Source organism: Verrucomicrobiota bacterium, from assembly GCA_027622555.1.
Classification (GTDB): domain Bacteria; phylum Verrucomicrobiota; class Verrucomicrobiia; order Opitutales; family UBA2995; genus UBA2995.
Genome location: JAQBYJ010000071.1, coordinates 1 through 21,070, shown reverse-complemented (window position 1 = coordinate 21,070; position 21,070 = coordinate 1). Strand labels below are relative to the sequence as shown.

The following is a 21,070-nucleotide window of genomic DNA, read 5'->3' as shown; positions in this document are numbered from 1 at the left end:
AGTCCACTCGGGAGCTTCCAGGCATGTTGCCTTTTTAACTGTAACCAATGTGTCCGGTCTATCTGTTACCGATCTGTCCGGTCCATACCCAGGCAGTTCTTACCCTCCCGGTTTTGAAAGTTGCTTTCGATAGGGAAATATCTAAATATTCCGTTTATGACTATTGCTGAAATACCTTTGCAAATTGACCGGGATAAAATTGCTAGGTTTTGTCGTGCGCATGGTATTCGGCGATTGAGTTTATTCGGATCTGTTTTGAGGGATGATTTTGATCCAGATCGAAGTGACGTTGACGTATTGGCCGATTTTAATCCTGGCGCATTGAACGGTGTCGGATTCCGATATATGCGACTTGAAGAGGAACTCTCTGAAATCCTTGGAAGGAAAGTGGATTTTTGCTCACGATTAAACCCGCATATTGAACCGCAAGTTCGCGCGGAGGCCGTTGAACTCTATGAGCAGACATGACCCGAAGGTGACTCTTTTGCAGATCCGTGATGCCGCTCAACGGGCACAGGAAATCTGCTCGGATCATAGTGACCTCGAATCACTAGTGGCGGATTGGAAAGCCACAGCAGCGTTGGAGCGTTTCATCGAAATTCTTGGTGAGGCGGTGAAACGATTGCCGAACGAAATGCGGGAAGCCTATTCTAATGTTCCATGGAAGGAAATTGCCGGAACACGCGATCACTCAAGCCATGCACTGCTGGGTAAAGTTCGGCAACCAGTGGAAAATCGTTTCCCGACACTCCGCCCGATTCCTGCCGTATTGAGCGCAACGACTATTCACGCTGTTTCATGAGAACATTATGCATGTTTCTTCTCGTTCTTTCCTGTGCCGTATTCGTCAAGGCCCAAACTGGCGAGACTATCTACCAGCAATACTGCGCTGGTTGTCACGGCAAGCAATTAGAGGGAGCGAACGCGAAACCTCTTAAGAAGACTGACTGGCTTTGGGGACGTGATCCCAAGACTATGCTACGAAACATTCTTCATGGGGTGCCTGGCACGGAAATGATTCCGTGGAGTCAAGTACTCACAGAAGAACAGGCTATCAACGTTAGGGATTACATTTTAGGTCAACAGGATGTGCCGCTTGAAGCGATTCGACCTATTCCGGATCAAATCCAGGTAGGCAATAAAACGATCAAGCTAGAGGTGGTCGTGCCAGATGGATTGGATACGCCCTGGGGTATCGAGTTTGTGGATGAGCGACGCGCCTTGATAACAGAACGGCCGGGCGGATTACGCTGGTTGATTGATGGCAAGCTCGACCCGCAGCCGATTACGGGGCTGCCTGTTGCGGTTCTCTATGCTGATTCCGGCATGTTCGATCTGGCATTGGATCCTGAATACAATATCAACGGATGGATTTACATCGCGTTCAGTCATTCGCTCAATGGAGGAACTACTAAGGATGACCCAGGCATGACCAAGGTCGTCCGGGGCAGAATCGCCGATCATAAATGGGTGGATGAGCAAACCCTATTCTCCATGCCGGATGATTTCTATTTGAAGAATTCCTACCGATGGGGAGGCCGTTTGCTTTTCGATAATAAAGGCTATCTTTATTTCAGCATCGGTGACATGGCGCGGGACGCTCACGTCCAGGACCTAACCCGCCCCAGTGGGAAAATCTATCGCGTGCATAAAGATGGCACCATTCCCGATGATAATCCGTTCCTCGACCATGAAGGCGCAATCCCTGCGATTTATACTTATGGCAACCGAAACCCTCAAGGCCTGGCGCTGCATCCCACTACCGGCCAGATCTGGGCCACCGAACACGGGCCGATGGGTGGCGACGAGCTGAACATCATCACCAAAGGTACCAATTACGGCTGGCCTCTGATCACCTATGGCCGCAACTACAATGGTACGATCGTTTCGGAGTTGACCGAAAAGCCAGGTTTAGAGCAACCCATCAACCAATGGACTCCTTCGATCGCTATCTGCCCGGCAGAGTTCTACACCGGTTCACTCTTTCCTGAATGGAAGAACAACTTGTTTATCGGGGCCCTCAGCCATGAGGAAATCCGGCGTTTAGTCATTGAGGAAAACCGGGTTGTATCACAAGAAATTGTAATGAAACATCTGGGACGCGTACGCGATATCAAAACCGGTCCGGATGGTGCACTCTATGCGCTCCTGAATCACCCCGATGTTCTTGTGCGTCTGTCTCCTATAACTACTCCTTCCCTATGATTTGGGCTGGTTCTAATTCTCAATTTCCTTAAATACCCTACTATTGGCTCTCACTAAATGATTGTTCCTGATTTCTTCTTGTTATGATAAATGAAAAATTAGCCCGTCCTCTATTATATCTCAGCGCCTTATCATTCTTACTGACTATGGTATTTGCGTTCCTCGGAAATTATCCGGTCATGGGAATGATGACTGTTCTTATGTTTGCCCTGTTGGGCTTTTATTTTCAGGCCCATGCGACGTTGAAGACCTTTACGTTTACCTGTTGGGTTTTTGCCTTTTTCATTGGTGCACTTGTTTTCCCAAAACTGTTTATAGAGTTAGGTGGGTTTAAACTGAGCTTACTCATCGTTCCGCTCATTCAAATCATAATGTTTGGTATGGGAGCGACCTTGAGTCTGGATGATTTTGCGCGAGCTTTGAAAATGCCCAAGGCTGTCGGACTTGGAATGCTGTTGCAGTTTACCATTATGCCCATCTCCGGTTGGGTAATTGCCACCATGTTCGGTTTCGATCCGGAAGTGGCGGCGGGGATTATTCTGATCGGCAGTTGCTCCGGTGGAGTGGCGTCCAATGTCATGGTTTACTTGTCGAATGGCAATGTGGCTCTTTCAGTCACGATGACGGCCTGTTCCACCATTGCCGCTCCTCTTATGACACCCTTTGCTATGAAGCTGTTAGCCGGAAGATTGATTGAGATCAAGGTCTGGGCCATGATGCTTTCCATCATTAATCTGATCATTTTACCCATCGCCGCTGGACTGATCACCTATTACCTTCTCCATTCCCAGATTAAAGGAAAAATTTGGAGACCGATCGCATTGGTTTTGGCGGTAGTATGCTATTTTCTCGCGCAATCTATTCCGGCTGCTCAAACCCAACTCAACAGCTTGTGCGGCGCCTTTCTTCTCATGGCGCTGCTTCGCCAGCAATGGTTGGATAAAGGCCTGCCTCTCGTATCCATGGGGGGCATCATCTATATTATTGCCATCATTGCAGCCGGCTCACGGACGCAGATCCTGAGTGTCGGAATTGGATTGTTTGGCGCGGCGCTCATTCACAATTTAATAGGCTATCTGCTGGGCTACTACGGAGCACGTGCTGCGCGGCTGTCAGAACCGGATTGTCGCACGGTGGCTTTTGAGGTGGGCATGCAAAACGGCGGTATGGGCACAGCCTTGGCCATTGATGTTTTGAAAAGTACGAGTGCTGCTTTGGGACCGGTTATTTTTGGGACCTGGATGAATATTACCGGATCCATTCTGGCATCTTACTGGAAAGGCCGGATCCCTGATTCAGAATCCGAAAAGGCAGCTACGGATTGATGGGACAAACAAAAGATAGGCGTCCCATGATGTTATCCCCACATTTTCAATTAATCATATAAAAATAAGACACCCCATGAATTCAAAAAAACTAGGTACCCTCTTCATTGCAGTGATCAGCTTGCTGGTCTTTTCTCAGTCGGCCTTCTCCATTCCACTAGAAATGAGCAAGGAGCAGCTCATTCGCTATACCTCCGAATGGAAGGGCGAGCGTTTCCCTGATGGACGCCCCAAAGTTCCTGACGATGTTATTGAGAGAATGAAATTAGTAAACATTGAAGAAGCGTGGGGAGTGCTGCGGAGTGAAGGTTACGACTACCAATTCGAACGTGGCTGGAAAATGGTGCATCCTGGCAAGGTGCTTTGTGGGAGGGCGCTCACGGTTACCTACATGCCTTTAAGGACGGTAGCAAATAGAGTGACAAATGAGATCGGTAAAGAAGACGGACGTATAGGGAATCAGATTTCCTGGCCGATTGATATGCTGAGCCAAGGCGATGTCTATGTGGCAGATATTTATAAACGGGAGATTGGAGGGCCCATTATAGGAGGCAATCTTGCCAACTCCATTTTCGCGAAGTCGGGAAACGGAGTATTGTTCAATGGCGAGGTTCGAGATCTTGCTCAACTGGAAGCTATCGAAGGGTTCAACGCCTTTGTGCGCGATTGGAATCCAGGTGTCTACCGGGCATCCATGATTATGGGAATTAATATTCCCACAAATATAGGAAACGTTGCCGTATTTCCAGGGGATGTTATTCTGGGTAATCGTGAAGGCGTGATTGTCATTCCTCCGCACTTGGCTGAGAAGGTTGTCAAAACAGCCGAATTTATTCGGCTTAAAGATGAGTTTGGCTTCGAGCGACTCAAGGCAGGCGTATATACTCCCGGTCAAATTGATACGGGAGATTGGAGCGACGATATCGAAAAAGATTTCTCCCAATGGATGCGTGACAATATCGACAATCTCTCGGTACCTAAAGCGCAAGTACAGGAAATTTTGAAGGAAAGAACCTTGTAGAGCCTGAACAGCAACCGGAGACCAAATTATGAATAGACCACACAAAATTTTCGTTGGGTCATTGCTGCCACTGTGTTTTTTACTGTTGGTTTCTTGCGACAATCAAAGCCAGAGTACTTCCGTGGATGACAACCCACCCGTTGCAGCGCGCCTGTCCGACGCCAAATCCGTGGATGGGAAGTATATCTCCTGGAAGGAACACTTGATTGATGGAGAGGAGATCAGTGGTGTTCCACTAAGTGGGAGCGATGGAATCACTATGGGTGATCTCGATAAGGACGGTTATCCTGATTTCGTCTCCGTCCACGAATCCGATGTCGAATACGACGGCGTAGCGTATGGTTATATTCGCCTGGCCTTTGGCTCGGCCGATCCTGATCAATGGGAATTGGTAACCTTGGCAGTGGGTTCGGAAGCAGGTGCTGCTGAAGATACGGACATCGCTGATTTCAACGGCGATGGGTGGCCGGATATTGTGGCCGCTTGTGAACTGGAGCATCTCATCTATTTCCAAAATCCTGGTAAGGATATCCGAACCGGAAAGTGGGAACGCGTGATTCCGTCTATCACTGCCAACCGTGGATCCATGATCCGCGTTTTCTCAGCCGATTTCAATAAAGACGGTAAGCTGGAAATCATCGCCCCCAATAAGGGGAATCAGTCTGCCAGTGAGGCAGCGAAATCAAGCAACCCCATTTCCTGGTTTGAAATCAAAGGAGAGCCACTGGATGGAGCCTGGATCGAACATGAATTGACGCGTGTTGTTATTCCTGAGAACTCCAGACCGGTCGATTTGGACGGCGACGGAGATCTCGATATTCTCGGCGCTTCACGTGGTGAAGGACGCATTATGTGGTTTGAAAACCTGGGGACCAACCCCATCTCTTTCAAAGAACACTCCATCCATGCGTTTGAAGGTGAAACGCCGTACCCCATTACCGGAGTCAATGTGGATTTCCATGACTTCAACAAAGATGGCCGCCTGGATATCGTAGTTTACCACAGTCCCGAAAAGAGAAAGTTTGGCTGGATCGAACAACCGGATGATTTTGACAAGCCTTGGAAGCTTCATCCCATCGGTGACACCTATCCGGACATGCTGATTGGAGTGGTTGTGGCCGATATCAATTCGGATGGGAATCCCGATGTGATGATTGGGACTTACAGTGGGGGACCACGAGACAAGGATGGAGCGGACAAAACGGTAAACGACAATATAGGTAGAATCGTTTGGTTCGAACATTCGGGCGATCCGGCAGGACAATGGATTCCCCACGATATCTCCCGCCGCATCCGCGGTATGTTTGACCAGTTCGTGCCCATCGACCTGGATAAGGATGGTGATATCGACTTCGCCTCCACTCGTGGAAACAGCTACCCCTACGACGGAGTATTCTGGTTGGAGCAGGTCCGCACAAAAGAGCCAACCAAGCGATTTACCCCCGCCCGTAAAGAAGAAAGCCGTGAGATGGGATTGCCGTCGGACGGCCTTGACGGAGGCCTGGATACTACAACGCGCAGGTAAATATTTGAGAGATGATGATCACCGTTTTATAATCCAAAAAAATATACATGTCATTACAACAAGACCTCGAAAACTTTAAGGCCAAATTTTCCCAGACCGCTCCTGATGATAAGAAGGCGGCTTACGAAACTGGCATTTCTCAAATCAGGGAATCCGGCCTGATTGAAGGAGCGCTGAACAAAGGCCAACTAGCTAAGGATTTCACTTTGCTTAATGCCTTAGGGCATTCAGTGAATTTGTTCCAAGTCCTGGGCCAGGGACCGGTAATTCTAACCTAGTATAGAGGGGGATGGTGCCCTTATTGCAACATGACTCTTGCAGCCCTATATGCCGCAATTCAAGCAGTTAGGAACTCAACTACTGGCGTTGACGCCAGAGGTGCCGGATAAATGGTTATCAACCAAGGAAAAGCACAGTCTTGAATTTGAAGTGCTGACAGACCTGAATAGCAGCGTGGCCAGGAACTATGGTTTGGTGTTCAAGGTTCCGCCCGAAGTAATGGTATATTTCAATCAGGGTTTCAATCTCAGTGAGTTCAACGGAAATTCGTCGGACGAGCTACCTTTGGCAGCTACCTACCTAATTGATAGACATAAAAAAATCCGGTATGCGTATTTAAATCCGGATTACCGAAATCGGGCCGAACCTGACGACATTCTAAAACAGTTGGAACAGCTCTCTGACTAAATCATCCGCGCCAATGGCATGGAAACTGTTTTTCTAATAAACCTTGTTCATCCCGGAACACGCGAATGTGCGATCATCAACGAGGTTCAATGCATTCCTGAGCTTTTTATTTTGTGGTATTCGTACAAATCGCTACTCCTGCTTTATGGGTTCCACTAAATTCAAATTCTTTCTTCCGTTTATTTTCCCTTTTGTAATCGTTCTTTCGGGGTGTTCCTCCAAACAATGGTATAAGGGGAATACGCATACCCACACGGTACTTTGTGGGCATGCGGATTCAACGCCAGAGGTGGTTACAAAGTGGTACCATGATCGTGGCTATAACTTTCTTTGTCTTTCCGAGCACAATATTTTTATCGACCCGGCGGATGTTCCAATGCCTGCAGGTAAACGGGATGATTTCATTTTAATACCTGGTGAAGAAATAACCGGTGGAGGGCATGCGCATACCACTGCACTGAACACGGCGGGATTGGTGGATCCTTCACTGCAGAAAGCGGACGGAGCTTCGAAGACGGAGGTGATTCAGGCGCACGTGCACGGAACTCTTCAGCAACACGGTCACGCCATATTGAACCACCCGAACTTTAATTATATGAATACGGCTGAGGACATTCGTCCGGTTAAAGGGCTTCATATGTTTGAACTCCATAACGGTCATCCGAAGGTCCATAATTTCGGTGACGCAGAGCACATCTCGGTCGAAGCGATGTGGGATCAGTTGCTAACAGACGGGATGCTTATTTATGGAGTCTCCTCGGACGATGCTCATTCGTTTCAAAAGCTAGCTCCAGATGAATCCAACCCAGGAAGAGGCTGGGTAATGGTACGCTCGGAGTCGCTTACTCCGGATGCGATTACCGATGCCATGTTGCATGGTGATTTTTATGCGACCAGCGGGGTCATGCTGAGTGAGCTCGAATCCACAACATCCAAAATTAATTTGAAAGTTGATGAGCAAGCTACGGAGGCTGAACTACAAAGCACATATATTATTGGGCATTTCGTAGAGAACGGGAAGGCGGGTTACACGATTCAGTTCATAGGTGATGGAGGGAAACTACTTCAGCAAATCGATGGATCGAATGCTTCCTATGCGGTAACGAAAGAAAGTAGCTATGTGCGGGCGAAAGTCACCCTTACGAAGGAGCGTGATGGTCGGCTGGAAAATTTCTACGCCTGGACTCAGCCCGTGTTTACGGACGGTCGAGGATACACGCTGCCATGAATTGGAAGTCTCGACCCATTCTGGGTTAGGAATTTATTTCTGCTTTTGTGCGGCTCGTTTTCTCGCTACAGCGCGTTTAGCTAACTCGTCGGCAATAACTCCACCCAGTATGACCACGCCAATAACGGCGAATTCTGCCCGCTGAAATCCAAGGAACGCCATGTTCATCATGTTTCGCAATACGCGGAGTAGGGCGGTTCCAATGATAACGCCAATGATAGTGCCCGAACCTCCACGTAGACTGCAACCGCCCAAAACAGCTGCTGCAATGGCATACAATTCATAAAAGTTTCCGAAGTCGACTGGCTGGGCCAGGTTGAGATCCAGGACAAACAGCAATCCCGCCAATCCAGCCAAACCTGAGCAAATCACGTAGGCGATAATGATCATTTTGTCTGTGTTAATTCCACTGAACTTGGCCGCCTCTTCGTTGTTTCCCAAGGCCAGCAAATAACGTCCGTATATCGTTCGATTGAGAAAAATACCTACTGATACAGCGATCACAATAAGGATGATGGCAGGGAAGGGGATACCGAAACCTGGAAACAAAGGGATCTCACCCGTTGCAATCCATCGGAGTCCTTTAAGCTCGTTGCCGAATCCAGCCGTCTGATCTCCGGTAAAGCCTCGGGTGACCCCTCGATAAATAAGCAAGCCGCAGAGTGTGACGATGAAGGGTTGGAGTTTTAGTTTCGTTATGAGCAAACCATGACCGAGCCCAATCAACATGGGTAAAACCATTGCCACGATTAAAGTCAGCCAGGGTGCCCACCCTTGATCTGTAATGAGCCACGGCACACCAACCCCCACCAGGCAAACCACCGAGCCGAGAGACAAATCGATACCACCGGTTATAATTACCAGGGCAACGCCTATTCCCAGAATCCCAAAAAGGGAGGTGCGGCGAATCAAGTTCTCCTGGTTGTAGGCACCAACAAAATTTGGATTGATGATCGCGGTCACTATATAGACCACCATCAGCAAAACAAAAATACCCAGGACGCGTTTCATCCCCTCGCTTTGGTTTCCGATAAGTTTGGATAAAAGGTTCTTCATAATGTGAAAAGTGGTTTCTTTTTAGGCGGCCTCGGGGTTGCCTGTCGCAAGCTGCATGATTGCTTCTTCGCTTAGTTGTTCTCTTAAGAGTTCACCTGTAATCTGGCCTTCGTGCATCACCAGGGTTCTGTCTGACATCCCCATGACTTCTTCGAGTTCACTTGAAACAAATAAAATCGCGACTCCTCGTCCCGCCAGGTCTTCCATCAATCCATAGATTTCCTGTTTGGCTCCAACATCGATTCCACGCGTGGGTTCATCGAGCAGGAGAATCCGGGGTTCCATCGCGAGCCATTTGCCGAGGACCACCTTTTGCTGATTGCCGCCTGAGAGATAACGCACGACCTGACGAGAGCTCGGAGTTTTGACCCGCATCTGCTCTATCATTAGCTTGGAAATTTCCGCTTCGCGTTTCTCATTTAAGAATATACCTTTGTGGCTCTCTTTCTTCAGGGTGGCTAATCCCAGATTTTCGCGAACCGTCATTTCGAGAATCAATCCCTGCTGTTTGCGATCTTCCGGCACCAATGCCATTCCGGATCGAATCGCGTCCTCGGGGGATTGCACATCGACCGTTTCTCCGTCGATGATAATTTCCCCACCGACGAGTGGAGTGACTCCAAACATCGTTGCTAACAAATCAGTCCGTCCTGCACCAACCAAGCCAGCCATACCGACAATCTCTCCGGCACGAAGGGTGAAATTTAATTCGTGTAAGGGGTGGGCTGTGGTTCGCAAATTTCGCACTTCGACTGCGACGTCTCCTGGTTTGTGAATGGTCCTCGGGTAAAATTGCGAAATATCACGTCCCACCATGAGTCGAACCATGGCGTCGCGATTGATATCTTCCCGCGCAAGCTCCCCGGCATTTTCTCCGTCCCGCATGACCATCACCCAATCAGCCAGTTCCTTGGCTTCTCCCAGCCGGTGAGAAATATAAATAATACTTACTCCACGGCTTCGAAGATCTTTGATCACCTCAAAAAGGATCTCAGATTCGTTTTGAGACAAGCTTGAAGTCGGTTCGTCCATGATGAGCACCCGCGCATCGACGGACAGTGCCTTGGCTATTTCGACCAACTGTTGGCGACCAATGGTAAGTTCACCGACCCGGGTGTTTGGATTTACATCGAGTCCAACCATATCCAGGAAAGCCTTGGAATCTTTGTAGATGGTTGCCTCGTCAATGAGTCCCCACTTCTGGGGTTCCCGGCCAAGAAAAATATTGGCACCCACACTCAGGTTCGTCGCCATATTGAGCTCCTGGTGAATCAGCGCAATTCCCTGATTCAATGCGTCCTGAACGCAGGCGATTTCAACGACACCGCCATCGATCAGAATCTCTCCTTCATCCGCAGGCTGTACGCCGGCCAGAATTTTCATGAGGGTACTTTTACCAGCTCCGTTTTCGCCGAGGACTGCCAGGACTTCACCTTTTTTCAATTGCAGGTTTATATTATTGAGCGCCCTTACGCCGGGAAAACTTTTCCCGATTGACCGAACTTCCAACAGTAGCTTTGGTGAGTCTGAGCTCACCCTTTTCCAAGCTTCTTTTTCAAGTCTGCCCAGAATTCCACAACATTGTCCTTTCGGATTTGCCGGGCATCGATGTTGATGAAATTGTTTGGTCCGGCACCGGTATCACGACCTTCGTGAAGGGCCTTTAGTACTTCGATTGACTTGTAGCCATACATGTAGGGATTCTGCACCACCGTTCCGTGGACGTCGCCATCGATAATTCCCTGAAGGGTACGTTCCGCTTCATCAAAACCAATTACCTTTACCTGCTTCAATTTTCCGGCTTGTTCCAGCGCTTCGATAATGAGCGGTGGGTTGTAGGCAAAAAGTCCTACCATTGCACCAACATCCGGGTTTCGGGCAAGGGTGTCTTCGGCGTTGGCTTTTGCTTTCGCACGGTCAAACTGATCTGTCAAAGTCCCAAGAATGGTATAACCGTTAGCGCTTAGTGGATTCCCGGGTGGGTCAAATCGGGAGGGATCGTGTGAACGGCCAAGGACTTCGTCTATGACTCCCTGACGTCTGCGTCGGGCATTGTCCTGTTCCATTCTGCCCACAAGAATCATAATCGATCCGCCGTTCGGAAGGGCTTCCACCACGAGCTTGCCGCATTCACGGCCAGCGTCATAGTTGTCCATGCCGATGTATACACGCCGGTTCGACTCGGGTGCATCGGAATCCTGGGTGATTAATATGGTTTGAGCGGCAACTTGATTCAGGAAATCGGTTTGGTTGGCCGAATCTATTGGGCTAACAGCGATGCCCGTTGTTCCGCGGGTCATCAAATCTTCCAACATGCTTTTTTGCTCTACCGCGCCTGCTGCAGGCATTAGCACATCCGCATGCACTCCCAGATCAGCCGCTGCCGCTTTTACACCGCTCTCGGCGATTGTCCAGAACGGGTCTACCCCATTGGAGACAAAAGCAAAGCTGACTTTGCCATCTTTAGATGAACCACCGCCGCAACCGGCGAGAATTATTACGGTGGCTAGAAGAAGTGCGGTTTTTTTTAACATAGATGTTTGGGTAAATTAAAAAGTAACTGGGGTGATACAAAGTGAGGAACACCGACTAATCAAGAAAAGGAATGTTTAGAGGGAGATTAGTTTTTACTGTGAAGAGTGAATTGCCAGATGATAGATTGGTGAAAACTGTAGGAGGGGGTTGATCCCCCGATTTTATGTACGGCCTCGAGCAATCGGGGGATTAACCCCCTCCTACAACTTGAAAATTTCCTTGGTTAGGTGATCAAATCACAAGTAGACTCTGGCTCAGCTGATCAACAAGTCTAATAAATCGGCCACGGAGGTTCATCTAGTGGCTGCGACATATATTTAAAGCTCTTCTGCAATCACCATTCCAATTCCTCCGCCTGCTTTAACCACATCGGACTGTGTGAGGGCACCTGACCTTTGGTTTATTGAAAAGGTGACGAGGTCACCGGATTTTTGACCAGCGGCATAAAGATAGTTTCCGCTCGGTTCGATGGAAAAGCTCCTGATAGTTCTTTCGCCCACATCATAAAAACCAAGCCTGCGCAGCTTTCCATTTCCCGTATCCACTTCATAACCGACTATGCTATTGTGCCCGCGGTTTGCGATATAGAGAAATTTGCCATTGGGAGTGAGGTGAAGCTCGGACAAATTTGACTTTCCATCATAGCCATCTGGTACGGTTGATATGGTTTGAAAACTACTCAGATCCCCTGATTCAACGTCCATAGTGTAAGCGGTGATCGTGTCATCCTTTTCGTTTCCCTGATACATAATGTTCTTCCAGGAATGAAAAATGGGCAATCGAGGTCCTGCACCTTGTTTTGTTTCAGACAAAAATGGGTCTGCCTTTTTCACCGTTCCCTTTTGGGCATCAAATTGGTACTGCTCTATATGGTCTGAGCCCAGGCATGGTACGAACAGAAAGTGATTGGTCGGATCAATTTCAAATGCGTGAGGATTTTTTCCGGTTGAGAAATACTTCACATCCATCAGTCGGCCATCATTCGCCAAACGACTCATCGAAACTTTTTCAATCTGCCAGGGTGCAGTGAAAAGATACTGGCCGGTTTTATCGATTCCTATGTGGACGGGGCCTGCCTCTAAATCGACCTTATTCATGAATGTGAGGCGACCGGTGTTTTGGTCTATAGCATACGATGCGATTCCGTGCGTTTTCCCTCTGAGGCCCACATACAGATATTTTTTAGTCGGATGAAGTTTTAGATAAAAGGGGACCTCGGGTGTTTCCTGCGTATCCACTTTTGTGAGCTTTCCCGATTGGGAATTCATCGCATAAATTTCGATGTTATTGGATAGCAGGGCTGCGTACACAAAATGCTTTCCCGAAGCAGTAACCGGTATGGAAACTGGAGGCGGCGTATTTTGCATTGATACCGTAGTGCTCGTTGGAAAGTTGACGGGTACCGTTTGGGTTACCGGTTTTTTAGCCAGCCACTGAAGTGCCCGCATCATCAATGTCTGAAACGCCACGTCCTGCACGCCGGGAGGATTCTCCTGGTCTTTCCAATAATGGCCGTAGGTCGACGTATAGGTTCGCCCGGCCCCGTATTGCACCACCCATTCTGTAGGGAAGTCGATGTCGTTGACCGGTTCTCTCGCATAGGAAAGGACTGTGAGGTCGCCAATGGGACCACGCGTGTAGGAATAAACCTCGACGTCGGTGGATTTCCAGCTTGGAGGTAGATTTGCATGTATTGGGTGATTGCCGAAGCGATTGAAAACAGCATCGAATCGTGGTCCATGGCGGGTCCTTTCCCCAACGCCTGCCGGAATTTCTACCACCTGTCCGTCTTTGATTTGCAGAGCCTGTCCGTAATCAACCGCTCGCCAACCCATACCAATCATTTTGTTGTATTCGGGCCAATCAGGAAAGGCATTGTTTCCGCTGTGGTAAACATACATCCCACCCCCGCCACCGATGTAGGATTCCAGATCTGATTTAACCTTGTCAGGCCATGCGATACTGGTGTTGTTAATATTGTTGCAGGTTTGGACGATGACATCGTACGCCGCAAAGTTTGGTTTCCAGGTGCTCCAACCGTCTGTATTAAATGCTGGCATAGTCGAAACCGTCACCTCGAACGACGGATCACTAGCGAGGATGTCCAATATCTTCTGTGTGGTTTTCTCGACTGAGTGGTTACTGAAACCATCTACGACCAGCACTTTGATATTTGCTCTCACGCTTGTTGCCCAGAAGCCTGTCAAAACAAGCATCAAAAAGACGATTCTGTGTCTGAATGAAGTAACCATTAGAAGTATATATTTTTAGAAGTTATGGGTCCTCAAATGTTGAGGATATTCTACCTTTAAAACAGACTTGAGCTTTTGGGGTTCGTTTAGGGACTGATCGAACTAATTCAAAGTGAGGAACCCTCACAAATCAAGAAAAGGAATTCACGGAAAGAGATTAGTTTTACGTTTCAGTGAAAGAGAGGTGAGTTATTTTGATTGAAACTGTAGGAGGGGGTTAATCCCCCGATTTTATGTACGGCCTCGAAGCAATCGGGGGATTAACCCCCTCCTACAACTTACCTGTAAATGGGCCTCACCGGCTCCCCATTCGTCGTCAGAATATGGATTTCATGGGCTTTTACGTCGGGGTGGAAAAACTCCCAGACAACTTCCTTCCCTTCATTCACCTCAAAAATCTTCACCTTTTCGGCATCCTTTTGGCCATAACTTCCGATGACGGTATTTCCGTTGGGAAGGCGCTGACCACCGCATGGATCGCTGAAACGCCCGCCGGCATCGTCATTGTCGCAGTTCCAGGCGACCGAGCCGTCTGGAGCAAACTCAACGGATTTATTGCCGTGAGTCAGGTTGACGAGCGTATTGCCATTTGGAAGAAGGATAGCAGTGAAGGGCCAGTTTTCTGCTTCGCGACCGCCGAGTTCCGGCAGGTCTGTTTCGATTACCCTGACAATTTTTCCTGTGGGCGAATATTCTTTGACCTTGAAAGCCAGCAGGTGGGGAACCAGGTAATTGCCATTGGGTAGTTTGCGGGCCATTCGCGTTTGCATGTGATTGTTGTCAGTTTCCGGCTGGAGCGGAACTTCGACTACAATGGCTCCATCTTCATCAACTTCCAGGAGTCTTGGCAGGATTCCCCTTTCAACGACCAAGGTATTTCCGGTTGGTAAACGATTGACTGTCCCGAGCTCCTTGTTTCGAGAATCAAGTTTGTAAGACCACACAACTTCCTGGGTGTCTTTTAGAAACTCTTTGGCTTCGTTTCCAATGGAAAGGAGCACATTGCCGTTTTCAAGTACCATACCGTCGCGCGAGTTCCCCGAAGTAGACCAAACGACTTCACTGTCTTCATTAAAGATCGCCGTTGTCCTTCCGCATACAAGGAAGGAGTGACGGATGCCCGACTCGCTGACTTGAGTGCCAGATGGAATGGCGGGTGTTTTTGTGATTTCTTTGGCTGCTCCTTTATTAACATCCATGCGGAAAGTGGTGGAGTTGTTTTGCGCCATCTCCGTGATTTTTATGACCGCCTCAAGGTCGACCGTTCCAATAACGGTTACATCAGGATGTTCATTCTGAAATGTTGTTATCCCCGCCTCGCTTACTTTGGTATCACCAAGATAGAGCCTTCCAGATTGAGGCACCTTGAGTTCGGCTAATCCCGTATCGGTGATGTCGGTACCAAATAGATTGAGGTACTCCAGTGAAGTTAATTGATTAAGGTTCGATACATGGTTGTCATTCATGTTGCTCGTTCGAAGGTCCAGTTTTTTCAACTGCTGAAAGCTTCCTGCATTTTCTAATACGGATTCGGGACTTTCCATCCCTGCCATTCTAAGTTCGATTATTTCTGACGCTAAGGATATTACAGCATCCTGATTCTCCCGTGAAAGAGGAGCGGGGACTTGTTGAAGATCCAATACCAATCCGGCCTCGTTTTCTCCACGCTTGTGAACAATGGCGCGATTTTCTCTAAGCAATAGTAATGATGCCAACTGTTCATTGTTGAGGGCTTCTTCGAGGGGAAGTCCTGCTCTCTCAGCTTCCAGGCTTTTGGCTCCGTGGTAAATCCAATGGACGATTTTTAAAATCTCTTCCGCGGTGGGGGTATCCTCGTCTTCAGGAGGCATGGCATACTCGTCGCTCTTCGGCATGAGCAGGTATTCCACCATGGGACTTTGTATGGGGTAGCCTGGGACAATCGGATCTTCGTCGCTGCTGCCCGGAGTTAGCAGGCGCTCATAAGTGTCCAGGCGGAACTTGGACTTCTGCTTATCGGGTCCGTGACATTTGACGCAGTATTGGTCGAACAGCGGGGCAACGTCGGTGTAGTTATACTCAGCGATACCAACATTCTGAACCATGGAATTGATCGCAAAAAAAATGAAAAAAATGGCACTGCGGGGACGCAGTGGCCCAACCGTTCTTAGGATTTTGGTAGGGCCAGAGCGTCCTCGCTCTGTCGCCTCCGTATTATTCGAGGGTTTAATTTCTAAAAAATACATCATGCAAAAATTTCCGGGGTTATCTCACCGTGAGCATCGGTCAGGCGAATGTCGCGACCACTATAACGGTAGGTGAGGTTGTGAAAGTCGATTCCTAAAAGATGCAGCATATTGGCGTGCATGTTGTGGACGGTAAGTTTGTTTTCGATCACGCGGTAACCGTAGGGGTCAGTTGCTCCATAGATGGTGCCGCCCTTAATTCCGCCACCAGCCATCCACATGCTAAAGCCTTGAGGATTGTGATCGCGACCATTCGTTCCTTGAGCAAAAGGGGTACGTCCGAATTCTCCGCTGAAAACAAGCAAAGTGCTTTCCAGAAGGCCACGTGACTTAAGATCTTTGATCAACGCGCCAATGGGTTGATCCACTGCCATGGCATTTTTTTGGTGGCCGTCTACGAGACCCTTATGTTGATCCCAGCGATCGCCATTGCCTGGGTTGATCGTGAGTTCCACGAAACGAACGCCGCGTTCAACCAGGCGGCGTGCCATCAAACACTGAGCCCCATAGGAGCGAGTATTTTTATAAGGAGCATCCAGGCCATACAGTTGTTTGGTTGCCTCGCTTTCGCTATCGATGTTGGCAACATCGGGAACTTCCATCTGCATTTTGAACGCCAACTCATAGTTTTGAATGGCCGATTCGATGGCCTCGGCGTGGGCAATCCTGGCATTCAAATCTCCATCGATTTCGTTCAGGAATTCAAGTTTCTTTTGTTGAATGGCTGCCGAGCTTTCTTTGAAAGTCGTGTTATTCAGAACAGGATGTTCCGGAAGAAAAATGCTCCCCTGATGGTTGGCTGGAAGGAAGCCGCTGCCAAAGGCTTGCATGCCTCCTGAAGGAACCTGGCCTCCGTGTATTACCACATAGCTTGGCAGGTCCTGACTCAGAGTGCCCAAGCCATAGGAGACCCAGGCACCCATACTGGGTCTGCCTGAAAGAACATGTCCACAATGTAAGGCATAGTTGGCGTTGGGGTGGTTGGGTGAAAACGCGGTCATCGACCGAATGACGCATAACTCGTCGGCGCACGATCCGATGTGAGGAAAGAGGTCACTTATCGGTATTCCGCTTTCTCCATAGTGCTTAAAATCCCAGGGGCTTTTCAGGATATTGCCGTTATCGTTAAAGACGGTGGCATCTACTTTGAATCTGGGTTTCTGCCCGTGCTCTTTTGCAAGTTGCGGTTTGGGGTCGAAACTGTCGACCTGCGAAACTCCGCCGTCCATGTAGAGAAAAATGACACTGCGCGCTTTGGGTGCAAAGTCAGGCGTCCTGGGATAGAGTGGGGAATCCGAATTGCCGAGCAGGTCTTTTTGCATGACACCCGAAAGCGCCAGGGTACCAAATCCCATGGAGCTCTTTTTTAGAAATTCTCTGCGGCTGGTCATGCGTTTACTTCTCTGACTGTAGGAGCGGATTTACTCCACGATTGCTTCGAGGCTGTCCCATGGAATCGGGGGATAAAGCCCCTTCTACAGCTTTCAAATTCATTGTTGGTCAAAATAGGTATATAAAATCCTTACGGTTATACATCAGGTGACAAAGGTCGGTCCACACTTTCGGGTCATCTTCTCCGGTTTCGTATTCCACCGCCATACTTTGTAGAAAGTCAGTCGCCCAATTTAGTTCTGTTTCGCTGGCCGGTCGGCCATAGGCAGTCAAATGGAGTTCATTAATTCGATCTATGGTGGATAGTTTGGTATCTGTCATTTTTCTGGCCCAGGCTGCTGCCTGTTCGTGAACAAACGGGTCGTTCATGAGTGCCAGTGATTGGGCTGGTACGTTTGTGACCTGCCTTGCGCCAATCGGTTCGGTCGCATTGGGCAGGTCGAACACACGAAGGAAGGATGGGAGGAAATTGCGTCGTATCTCCAAATAGACGGAGCGTCGTGCGTCACCATTGATGGGTCCGGATTTCGGGCGAGCCCTGCTATCGGGATGATCGTCCACGTAGGCCTCTGAGCTTGGTCCAAAAAGAGTGGTATCCAGCTCGCCGCTACAAGCCAGGATGTGGTCACGAATAGCCTCGGCCTCCAGACGCTTTATTGGCATATGTTGAAGCAGGGTATTGGCAGGATCTTCCTTTTGCGCTAACTCGCTCGGCACGGACGACATTTGGTAAGTGCTGCTTAGCACCATTTTTCGAATCGTCGATTTTAAGGACCAATCATTTTTAATAAAATCCTCGGCCAGGAAATCGAGCAACTCCGGATGTGTCGGAGTACGACCCATCTTGCCAAAGTCATTTACGGTCGAGACGAGTCCTGTCCCGAACAGATGTTTCCAAATTCGGTTTACGATTACCCTGGAAGTTAGAGGGTTGTCTGGTGAGGCAACGTAGCTGGCCCACTCGAGTCTGCCGCTTCCGCTGGTATCCAATGACGGGCCACCCAAACCATCCAGCCAACGACGAGGGTTTGGTTCCTTGCTTAGGTTTTTATGAAGTCCACGTATATAAACCGGCTCGTCCTTCGGATCACCTTCTATGAGGCTTCTGGCAAAACGAGGCTGGGGAATCTGTTGTGCGAGTGTGCGGTACGCTTCAAGCGACTTACTCAATTTCTGGTCATTTTCTATGTCGGCAGTAATGAGTCCTGCTCCAAAAAATGCGCCAAGAACCTCGGCTTCGTTTGCGGACAGATTGTTGTTGCGCCCTTTCTTCCAGAGTTCTGCCAAAGTCGTCTCGGCTGACTTTCCCTTCCACCAGGCCTCCCAGTCGTTGCCGCCATCAAAACGGAAGGAGATGTAGGCATTTTCGTTGTACTCGGGCTCCTCGTCCCGTGGGTGGATGTTATGAATGGCCTCTCCGTTTTGAAATATTTCCAGGTATGCCGGTTGTCCTGGCCAGAGGTAGGTCTCCATACTGATAGTTTGCCAGTGGTCGCTGTTAACGGGTGTATACAGCTTGGCTGTGGTGGGCCCTCGACCGGTGAGTTCGTAGTTGCGTACCACGAGCCGGACAGAGGCGAAGCGACCTTTGACTTCGAGTTCGATGGGCTTACCATCGATAATAAAATCGGGTGATCGAATCGCACCGCTGATTCTCGATGCGAACCTGCCACCTACCGGCGTATCGCCGATGAGGGTTTGAACCGCATTCGTTCCTTCACTACTCAAAATGAGTGAACCTGGTTTCTGTGGCTGATCGGTGAAGGCGAGACCCTGGAGGCTCCAACTGTCGAGGCTGCGGGCAACTTCAGCAAAACTTTGGCTGACTTCCGAACTTGAGTCTGATTTTGGCTTGCCGGTTATGAGTGGCACCAACTCCGGCCATTCATTCTGAGTTTCAGGAAACACTGCCAGTTTTAACCAGTTGGCGAGGATGGATGGATTAAGGTTGGAAGTGGCTTTGGATTCGCTCAGTTCAGTTATTATTTTTGAAAGCAATTCTTTCTGATCCTTTTGCACCTTGTTCCATTTCTTCGTGTCGTCTTCCAATTCGGAATCTGTTTTGTCCTCGGGTATGGTGTTAAGCTTTTTGAGAGCGTTCTTTAAATCCTTGTTTTGCAGGAGCTCATTTCTGGCTGCAAGGTATTCGGGAGCAGCATCAACATCCGGTTTCGCTGCATCAAAAATCAGTGATCGCAGGCTCTTGTGTTTTGACTCAAGTTTGGAGCGAACTTGCTTTTGCAGGCTTTCGGAAACCGTGTTTTGATAGGCGAACCGCGAACTATGGAGCAGGCCATACATGGAGTAGTAATCTGCCGTAGTGACCGCGTCAAATTTGTGGTCGTGGCATCGGGCACAGGCAACTGTAGTTCCAAGAAATGCCTTACTGACCGTGTCGATCATGCTGTCGAAAATTCTGGCCTGGTCTTCGTGAAGATCGGGCGGACCATGCTGGCCATCGGTTAAGTAAATATAGCCCGGACCTTTAGCTGACTCGTTATCACCGGTTAATGGATCTTTTCTTGGTATTTTAAGTAAGTCGCCCGCCAGGGATTCCAGAATAAACTGATCGTAGGGCAGGTCATTGTTAAAAGCGTTAATCAGGTAGTCGCGGTAACGCCATGCGTATGGCATGGTGTAGTCAGCCTCGAAGGATTTGGTCTCCGCATAGCGCGTAAGGTCCATCCAGTGGCGGGCCCATTTTTCTCCAAAGTGAAATGACGCCAACAAGCGGTCGACTTGTTTTGCATACGCTTTTTTGGAGCGATCCTTTACAAAACTATCCAGCTCTTCTGGAGTAGGCGCCAGACCGGTAAGGTCGAAGCTGAGACGTCGAAGTAAGGTTCGTTTATCGGCCCGTTCCGCAGGTGACCAATCTTTCTCCTCTAATTTCGCCAATATAAATCGGTCGTAATCGTTTGAGGGCCATTTCTTGTCATTGACGTTCGGCGGTCGATATTTCTGAACCGCTTGCAAAGACCACCATTGTTTCCTTTCTTCTAAATTGAATCCCGAAATTGCCGTGTCTGTCTTGGTTCCCTCGAGACGTGGATCCGGTGCCCCCATCTCAATCCATTGTTCAATGGCTTCAATCTGGTTTTGCGCCAACTTAGTTTTTGGGGGCATGGATTCGAAGTCCGGATGCTGCCGTATCATCTGAATTAAACGACTGCCTTCGACATCTCCCGGAATGATTGCCGGACCGCTATCACCGCCGCGTAGCATCCCCGGCTTCGAATCGAGAAGAAAGCCTCCCTTTATTTTTTCAGAATCTGCAGAGTGGCACTTGTAGCAGTTCTCGACCAGAACAGGTCGGATCTGCGCCTCAAAATACTCGAGATCTTCCGCTGCAATCTCCGATGAGTACAGACGGCCAGCTGCGTGAATAAACGCAATTATTAGGGCGATTCTTCTGAACTTTTCTTCCATTCCCAGGGTAGCGAGGTCGATAATTCTTCCTCAGTTTATAGATATACTTAAAAAATCTGTTTTCGTATACTGCTTTATGGACATTTTCTGATACTATTTCTACGAAATAAATTAAATATCGTTTAAACTTGTTATTCCCCGTTGCTTGCTTCGGGGTCGGTGACTGAAGGGAAAGTTTGAAAACCGCAGG

16 protein-coding genes are annotated in these 21,070 nt (G+C 48.8%); 9 read left to right on the top strand and 7 right to left on the bottom strand.

The annotated features are described in order from the left end of the window. Window positions 1-156 precede the first annotated feature (156 nt). From O3C43_17005 to O3C43_16965, 9 genes are all read left to right on the top strand, one after another. Window positions 157-468, top strand: coding sequence for a nucleotidyltransferase family protein (locus tag O3C43_17005; protein MDA1068189.1), 312 nt, complete (start codon window positions 157-159; stop codon window positions 466-468). After that, a complete protein-coding gene (locus O3C43_17000; GenBank protein ID MDA1068188.1) occupies window positions 455-802 on the top strand; it encodes a DUF86 domain-containing protein in 348 nt (115 codons plus the stop codon). The genes O3C43_17005 and O3C43_17000 overlap by 14 nt, the downstream gene beginning before the upstream one ends. Further along, a complete protein-coding gene (locus O3C43_16995) occupies window positions 799-2,205 on the top strand; it encodes a PQQ-dependent sugar dehydrogenase (protein MDA1068187.1) in 1,407 nt (468 codons plus the stop codon). The genes O3C43_17000 and O3C43_16995 overlap by 4 nt, the downstream gene beginning before the upstream one ends. A gap of 146 nt (window positions 2,206-2,351) precedes the next feature. Next, the gene (locus O3C43_16990; protein MDA1068186.1) at window positions 2,352-3,530 is read left to right on the top strand and encodes a bile acid:sodium symporter family protein; all 1,179 of its coding nucleotides are present in this window, start codon (window positions 2,352-2,354) and stop codon (window positions 3,528-3,530) included. 76 nt (window positions 3,531-3,606) lie between these two features. Next, entirely contained in the window at window positions 3,607-4,551 is a 945-nt protein-coding gene (locus tag O3C43_16985; GenBank protein ID MDA1068185.1) for an RraA family protein, read from the top strand. A 28-nt stretch (window positions 4,552-4,579) separates the two neighbouring features. Next, on the top strand, window positions 4,580-6,076 hold the full coding sequence (locus O3C43_16980; protein MDA1068184.1) for a VCBS repeat-containing protein: 1,497 nt from the start codon (window positions 4,580-4,582) through the stop codon (window positions 6,074-6,076). Window positions 6,077-6,123: 47 nt separating this feature from the next. Then, entirely contained in the window at window positions 6,124-6,354 is a 231-nt protein-coding gene (locus tag O3C43_16975; protein MDA1068183.1) for a hypothetical protein, read from the top strand. A gap of 49 nt (window positions 6,355-6,403) precedes the next feature. Further along, the gene (locus O3C43_16970) at window positions 6,404-6,763 is read left to right on the top strand and encodes a redoxin domain-containing protein (GenBank protein ID MDA1068182.1); all 360 of its coding nucleotides are present in this window, start codon (window positions 6,404-6,406) and stop codon (window positions 6,761-6,763) included. A gap of 145 nt (window positions 6,764-6,908) precedes the next feature. Then, window positions 6,909-7,991, top strand: coding sequence for a CehA/McbA family metallohydrolase (locus O3C43_16965; GenBank protein MDA1068181.1), 1,083 nt, complete (start codon window positions 6,909-6,911; stop codon window positions 7,989-7,991). Window positions 7,992-8,024: 33 nt separating this feature from the next. Here O3C43_16965 and O3C43_16960 read toward each other — a convergent pair whose 3' ends face one another. The 7 genes from O3C43_16960 to O3C43_16930 form a co-directional block, all read right to left on the bottom strand. After that, window positions 8,025-9,047, bottom strand: coding sequence for an ABC transporter permease (locus O3C43_16960; protein ID MDA1068180.1), 1,023 nt, complete (start codon window positions 9,045-9,047; stop codon window positions 8,025-8,027). A gap of 21 nt (window positions 9,048-9,068) precedes the next feature. Continuing rightward, window positions 9,069-10,583: a sugar ABC transporter ATP-binding protein gene (locus tag O3C43_16955; protein ID MDA1068179.1), complete on the bottom strand. Its 1,515-nt coding sequence runs from the start codon at window positions 10,581-10,583 to the stop codon at window positions 9,069-9,071. Continuing rightward, window positions 10,580-11,581 carry a sugar-binding protein gene (locus O3C43_16950; protein MDA1068178.1) on the bottom strand — a complete coding sequence of 334 codons (1,002 nt, stop codon included), beginning with the start codon at window positions 11,579-11,581 and terminating at the stop codon, window positions 10,580-10,582. The genes O3C43_16955 and O3C43_16950 overlap by 4 nt, the downstream gene beginning before the upstream one ends. Window positions 11,582-11,899: 318 nt before the next feature. Beyond that, a complete protein-coding gene (locus O3C43_16945) occupies window positions 11,900-13,834 on the bottom strand; it encodes a beta-propeller fold lactonase family protein (GenBank protein ID MDA1068177.1) in 1,935 nt (644 codons plus the stop codon). Window positions 13,835-14,112: 278 nt separating this feature from the next. After that, on the bottom strand, window positions 14,113-16,062 hold the full coding sequence (locus O3C43_16940; GenBank protein MDA1068176.1) for a hypothetical protein: 1,950 nt from the start codon (window positions 16,060-16,062) through the stop codon (window positions 14,113-14,115). Further along, window positions 16,059-17,450: a DUF1501 domain-containing protein gene (locus O3C43_16935; protein ID MDA1068175.1), complete on the bottom strand. Its 1,392-nt coding sequence runs from the start codon at window positions 17,448-17,450 to the stop codon at window positions 16,059-16,061. Before O3C43_16935 ends, O3C43_16940 begins: the two co-directional genes overlap by 4 nt. 109 nt (window positions 17,451-17,559) lie before the next feature. After that, on the bottom strand, window positions 17,560-20,880 hold the full coding sequence (locus O3C43_16930) for a PSD1 and planctomycete cytochrome C domain-containing protein (protein MDA1068174.1): 3,321 nt from the start codon (window positions 20,878-20,880) through the stop codon (window positions 17,560-17,562). Window positions 20,881-21,070 lie beyond the last annotated feature (190 nt).

Coding starts and splice junctions, on each gene's coding strand:
- O3C43_17005 (MDA1068189.1), top strand. CDS start 157: ATGACTATTGCTGAAATACCTTTGCAAATTGACCGGGATAAAATTGCT.
- O3C43_17000 (MDA1068188.1), top strand. CDS start 455: ATGAGCAGACATGACCCGAAGGTGACTCTTTTGCAGATCCGTGATGCC.
- O3C43_16995 (MDA1068187.1), top strand. CDS start 799: ATGAGAACATTATGCATGTTTCTTCTCGTTCTTTCCTGTGCCGTATTC.
- O3C43_16990 (MDA1068186.1), top strand. CDS start 2,352: ATGGTATTTGCGTTCCTCGGAAATTATCCGGTCATGGGAATGATGACT.
- O3C43_16985 (MDA1068185.1), top strand. CDS start 3,607: ATGAATTCAAAAAAACTAGGTACCCTCTTCATTGCAGTGATCAGCTTG.
- O3C43_16980 (MDA1068184.1), top strand. CDS start 4,580: ATGAATAGACCACACAAAATTTTCGTTGGGTCATTGCTGCCACTGTGT.
- O3C43_16975 (MDA1068183.1), top strand. CDS start 6,124: ATGTCATTACAACAAGACCTCGAAAACTTTAAGGCCAAATTTTCCCAG.
- O3C43_16970 (MDA1068182.1), top strand. CDS start 6,404: ATGCCGCAATTCAAGCAGTTAGGAACTCAACTACTGGCGTTGACGCCA.
- O3C43_16965 (MDA1068181.1), top strand. CDS start 6,909: ATGGGTTCCACTAAATTCAAATTCTTTCTTCCGTTTATTTTCCCTTTT.
- O3C43_16960 (MDA1068180.1), bottom strand. CDS start 9,047: ATGAAGAACCTTTTATCCAAACTTATCGGAAACCAAAGCGAGGGGATG.
- O3C43_16950 (MDA1068178.1), bottom strand. CDS start 11,581: ATGTTAAAAAAAACCGCACTTCTTCTAGCCACCGTAATAATTCTCGCC.
- O3C43_16945 (MDA1068177.1), bottom strand. CDS start 13,834: ATGGTTACTTCATTCAGACACAGAATCGTCTTTTTGATGCTTGTTTTG.
- O3C43_16940 (MDA1068176.1), bottom strand. CDS start 16,062: ATGATGTATTTTTTAGAAATTAAACCCTCGAATAATACGGAGGCGACA.
- O3C43_16935 (MDA1068175.1), bottom strand. CDS start 17,450: ATGACCAGCCGCAGAGAATTTCTAAAAAAGAGCTCCATGGGATTTGGT.
- O3C43_16930 (MDA1068174.1), bottom strand. CDS start 20,880: ATGGAAGAAAAGTTCAGAAGAATCGCCCTAATAATTGCGTTTATTCAC.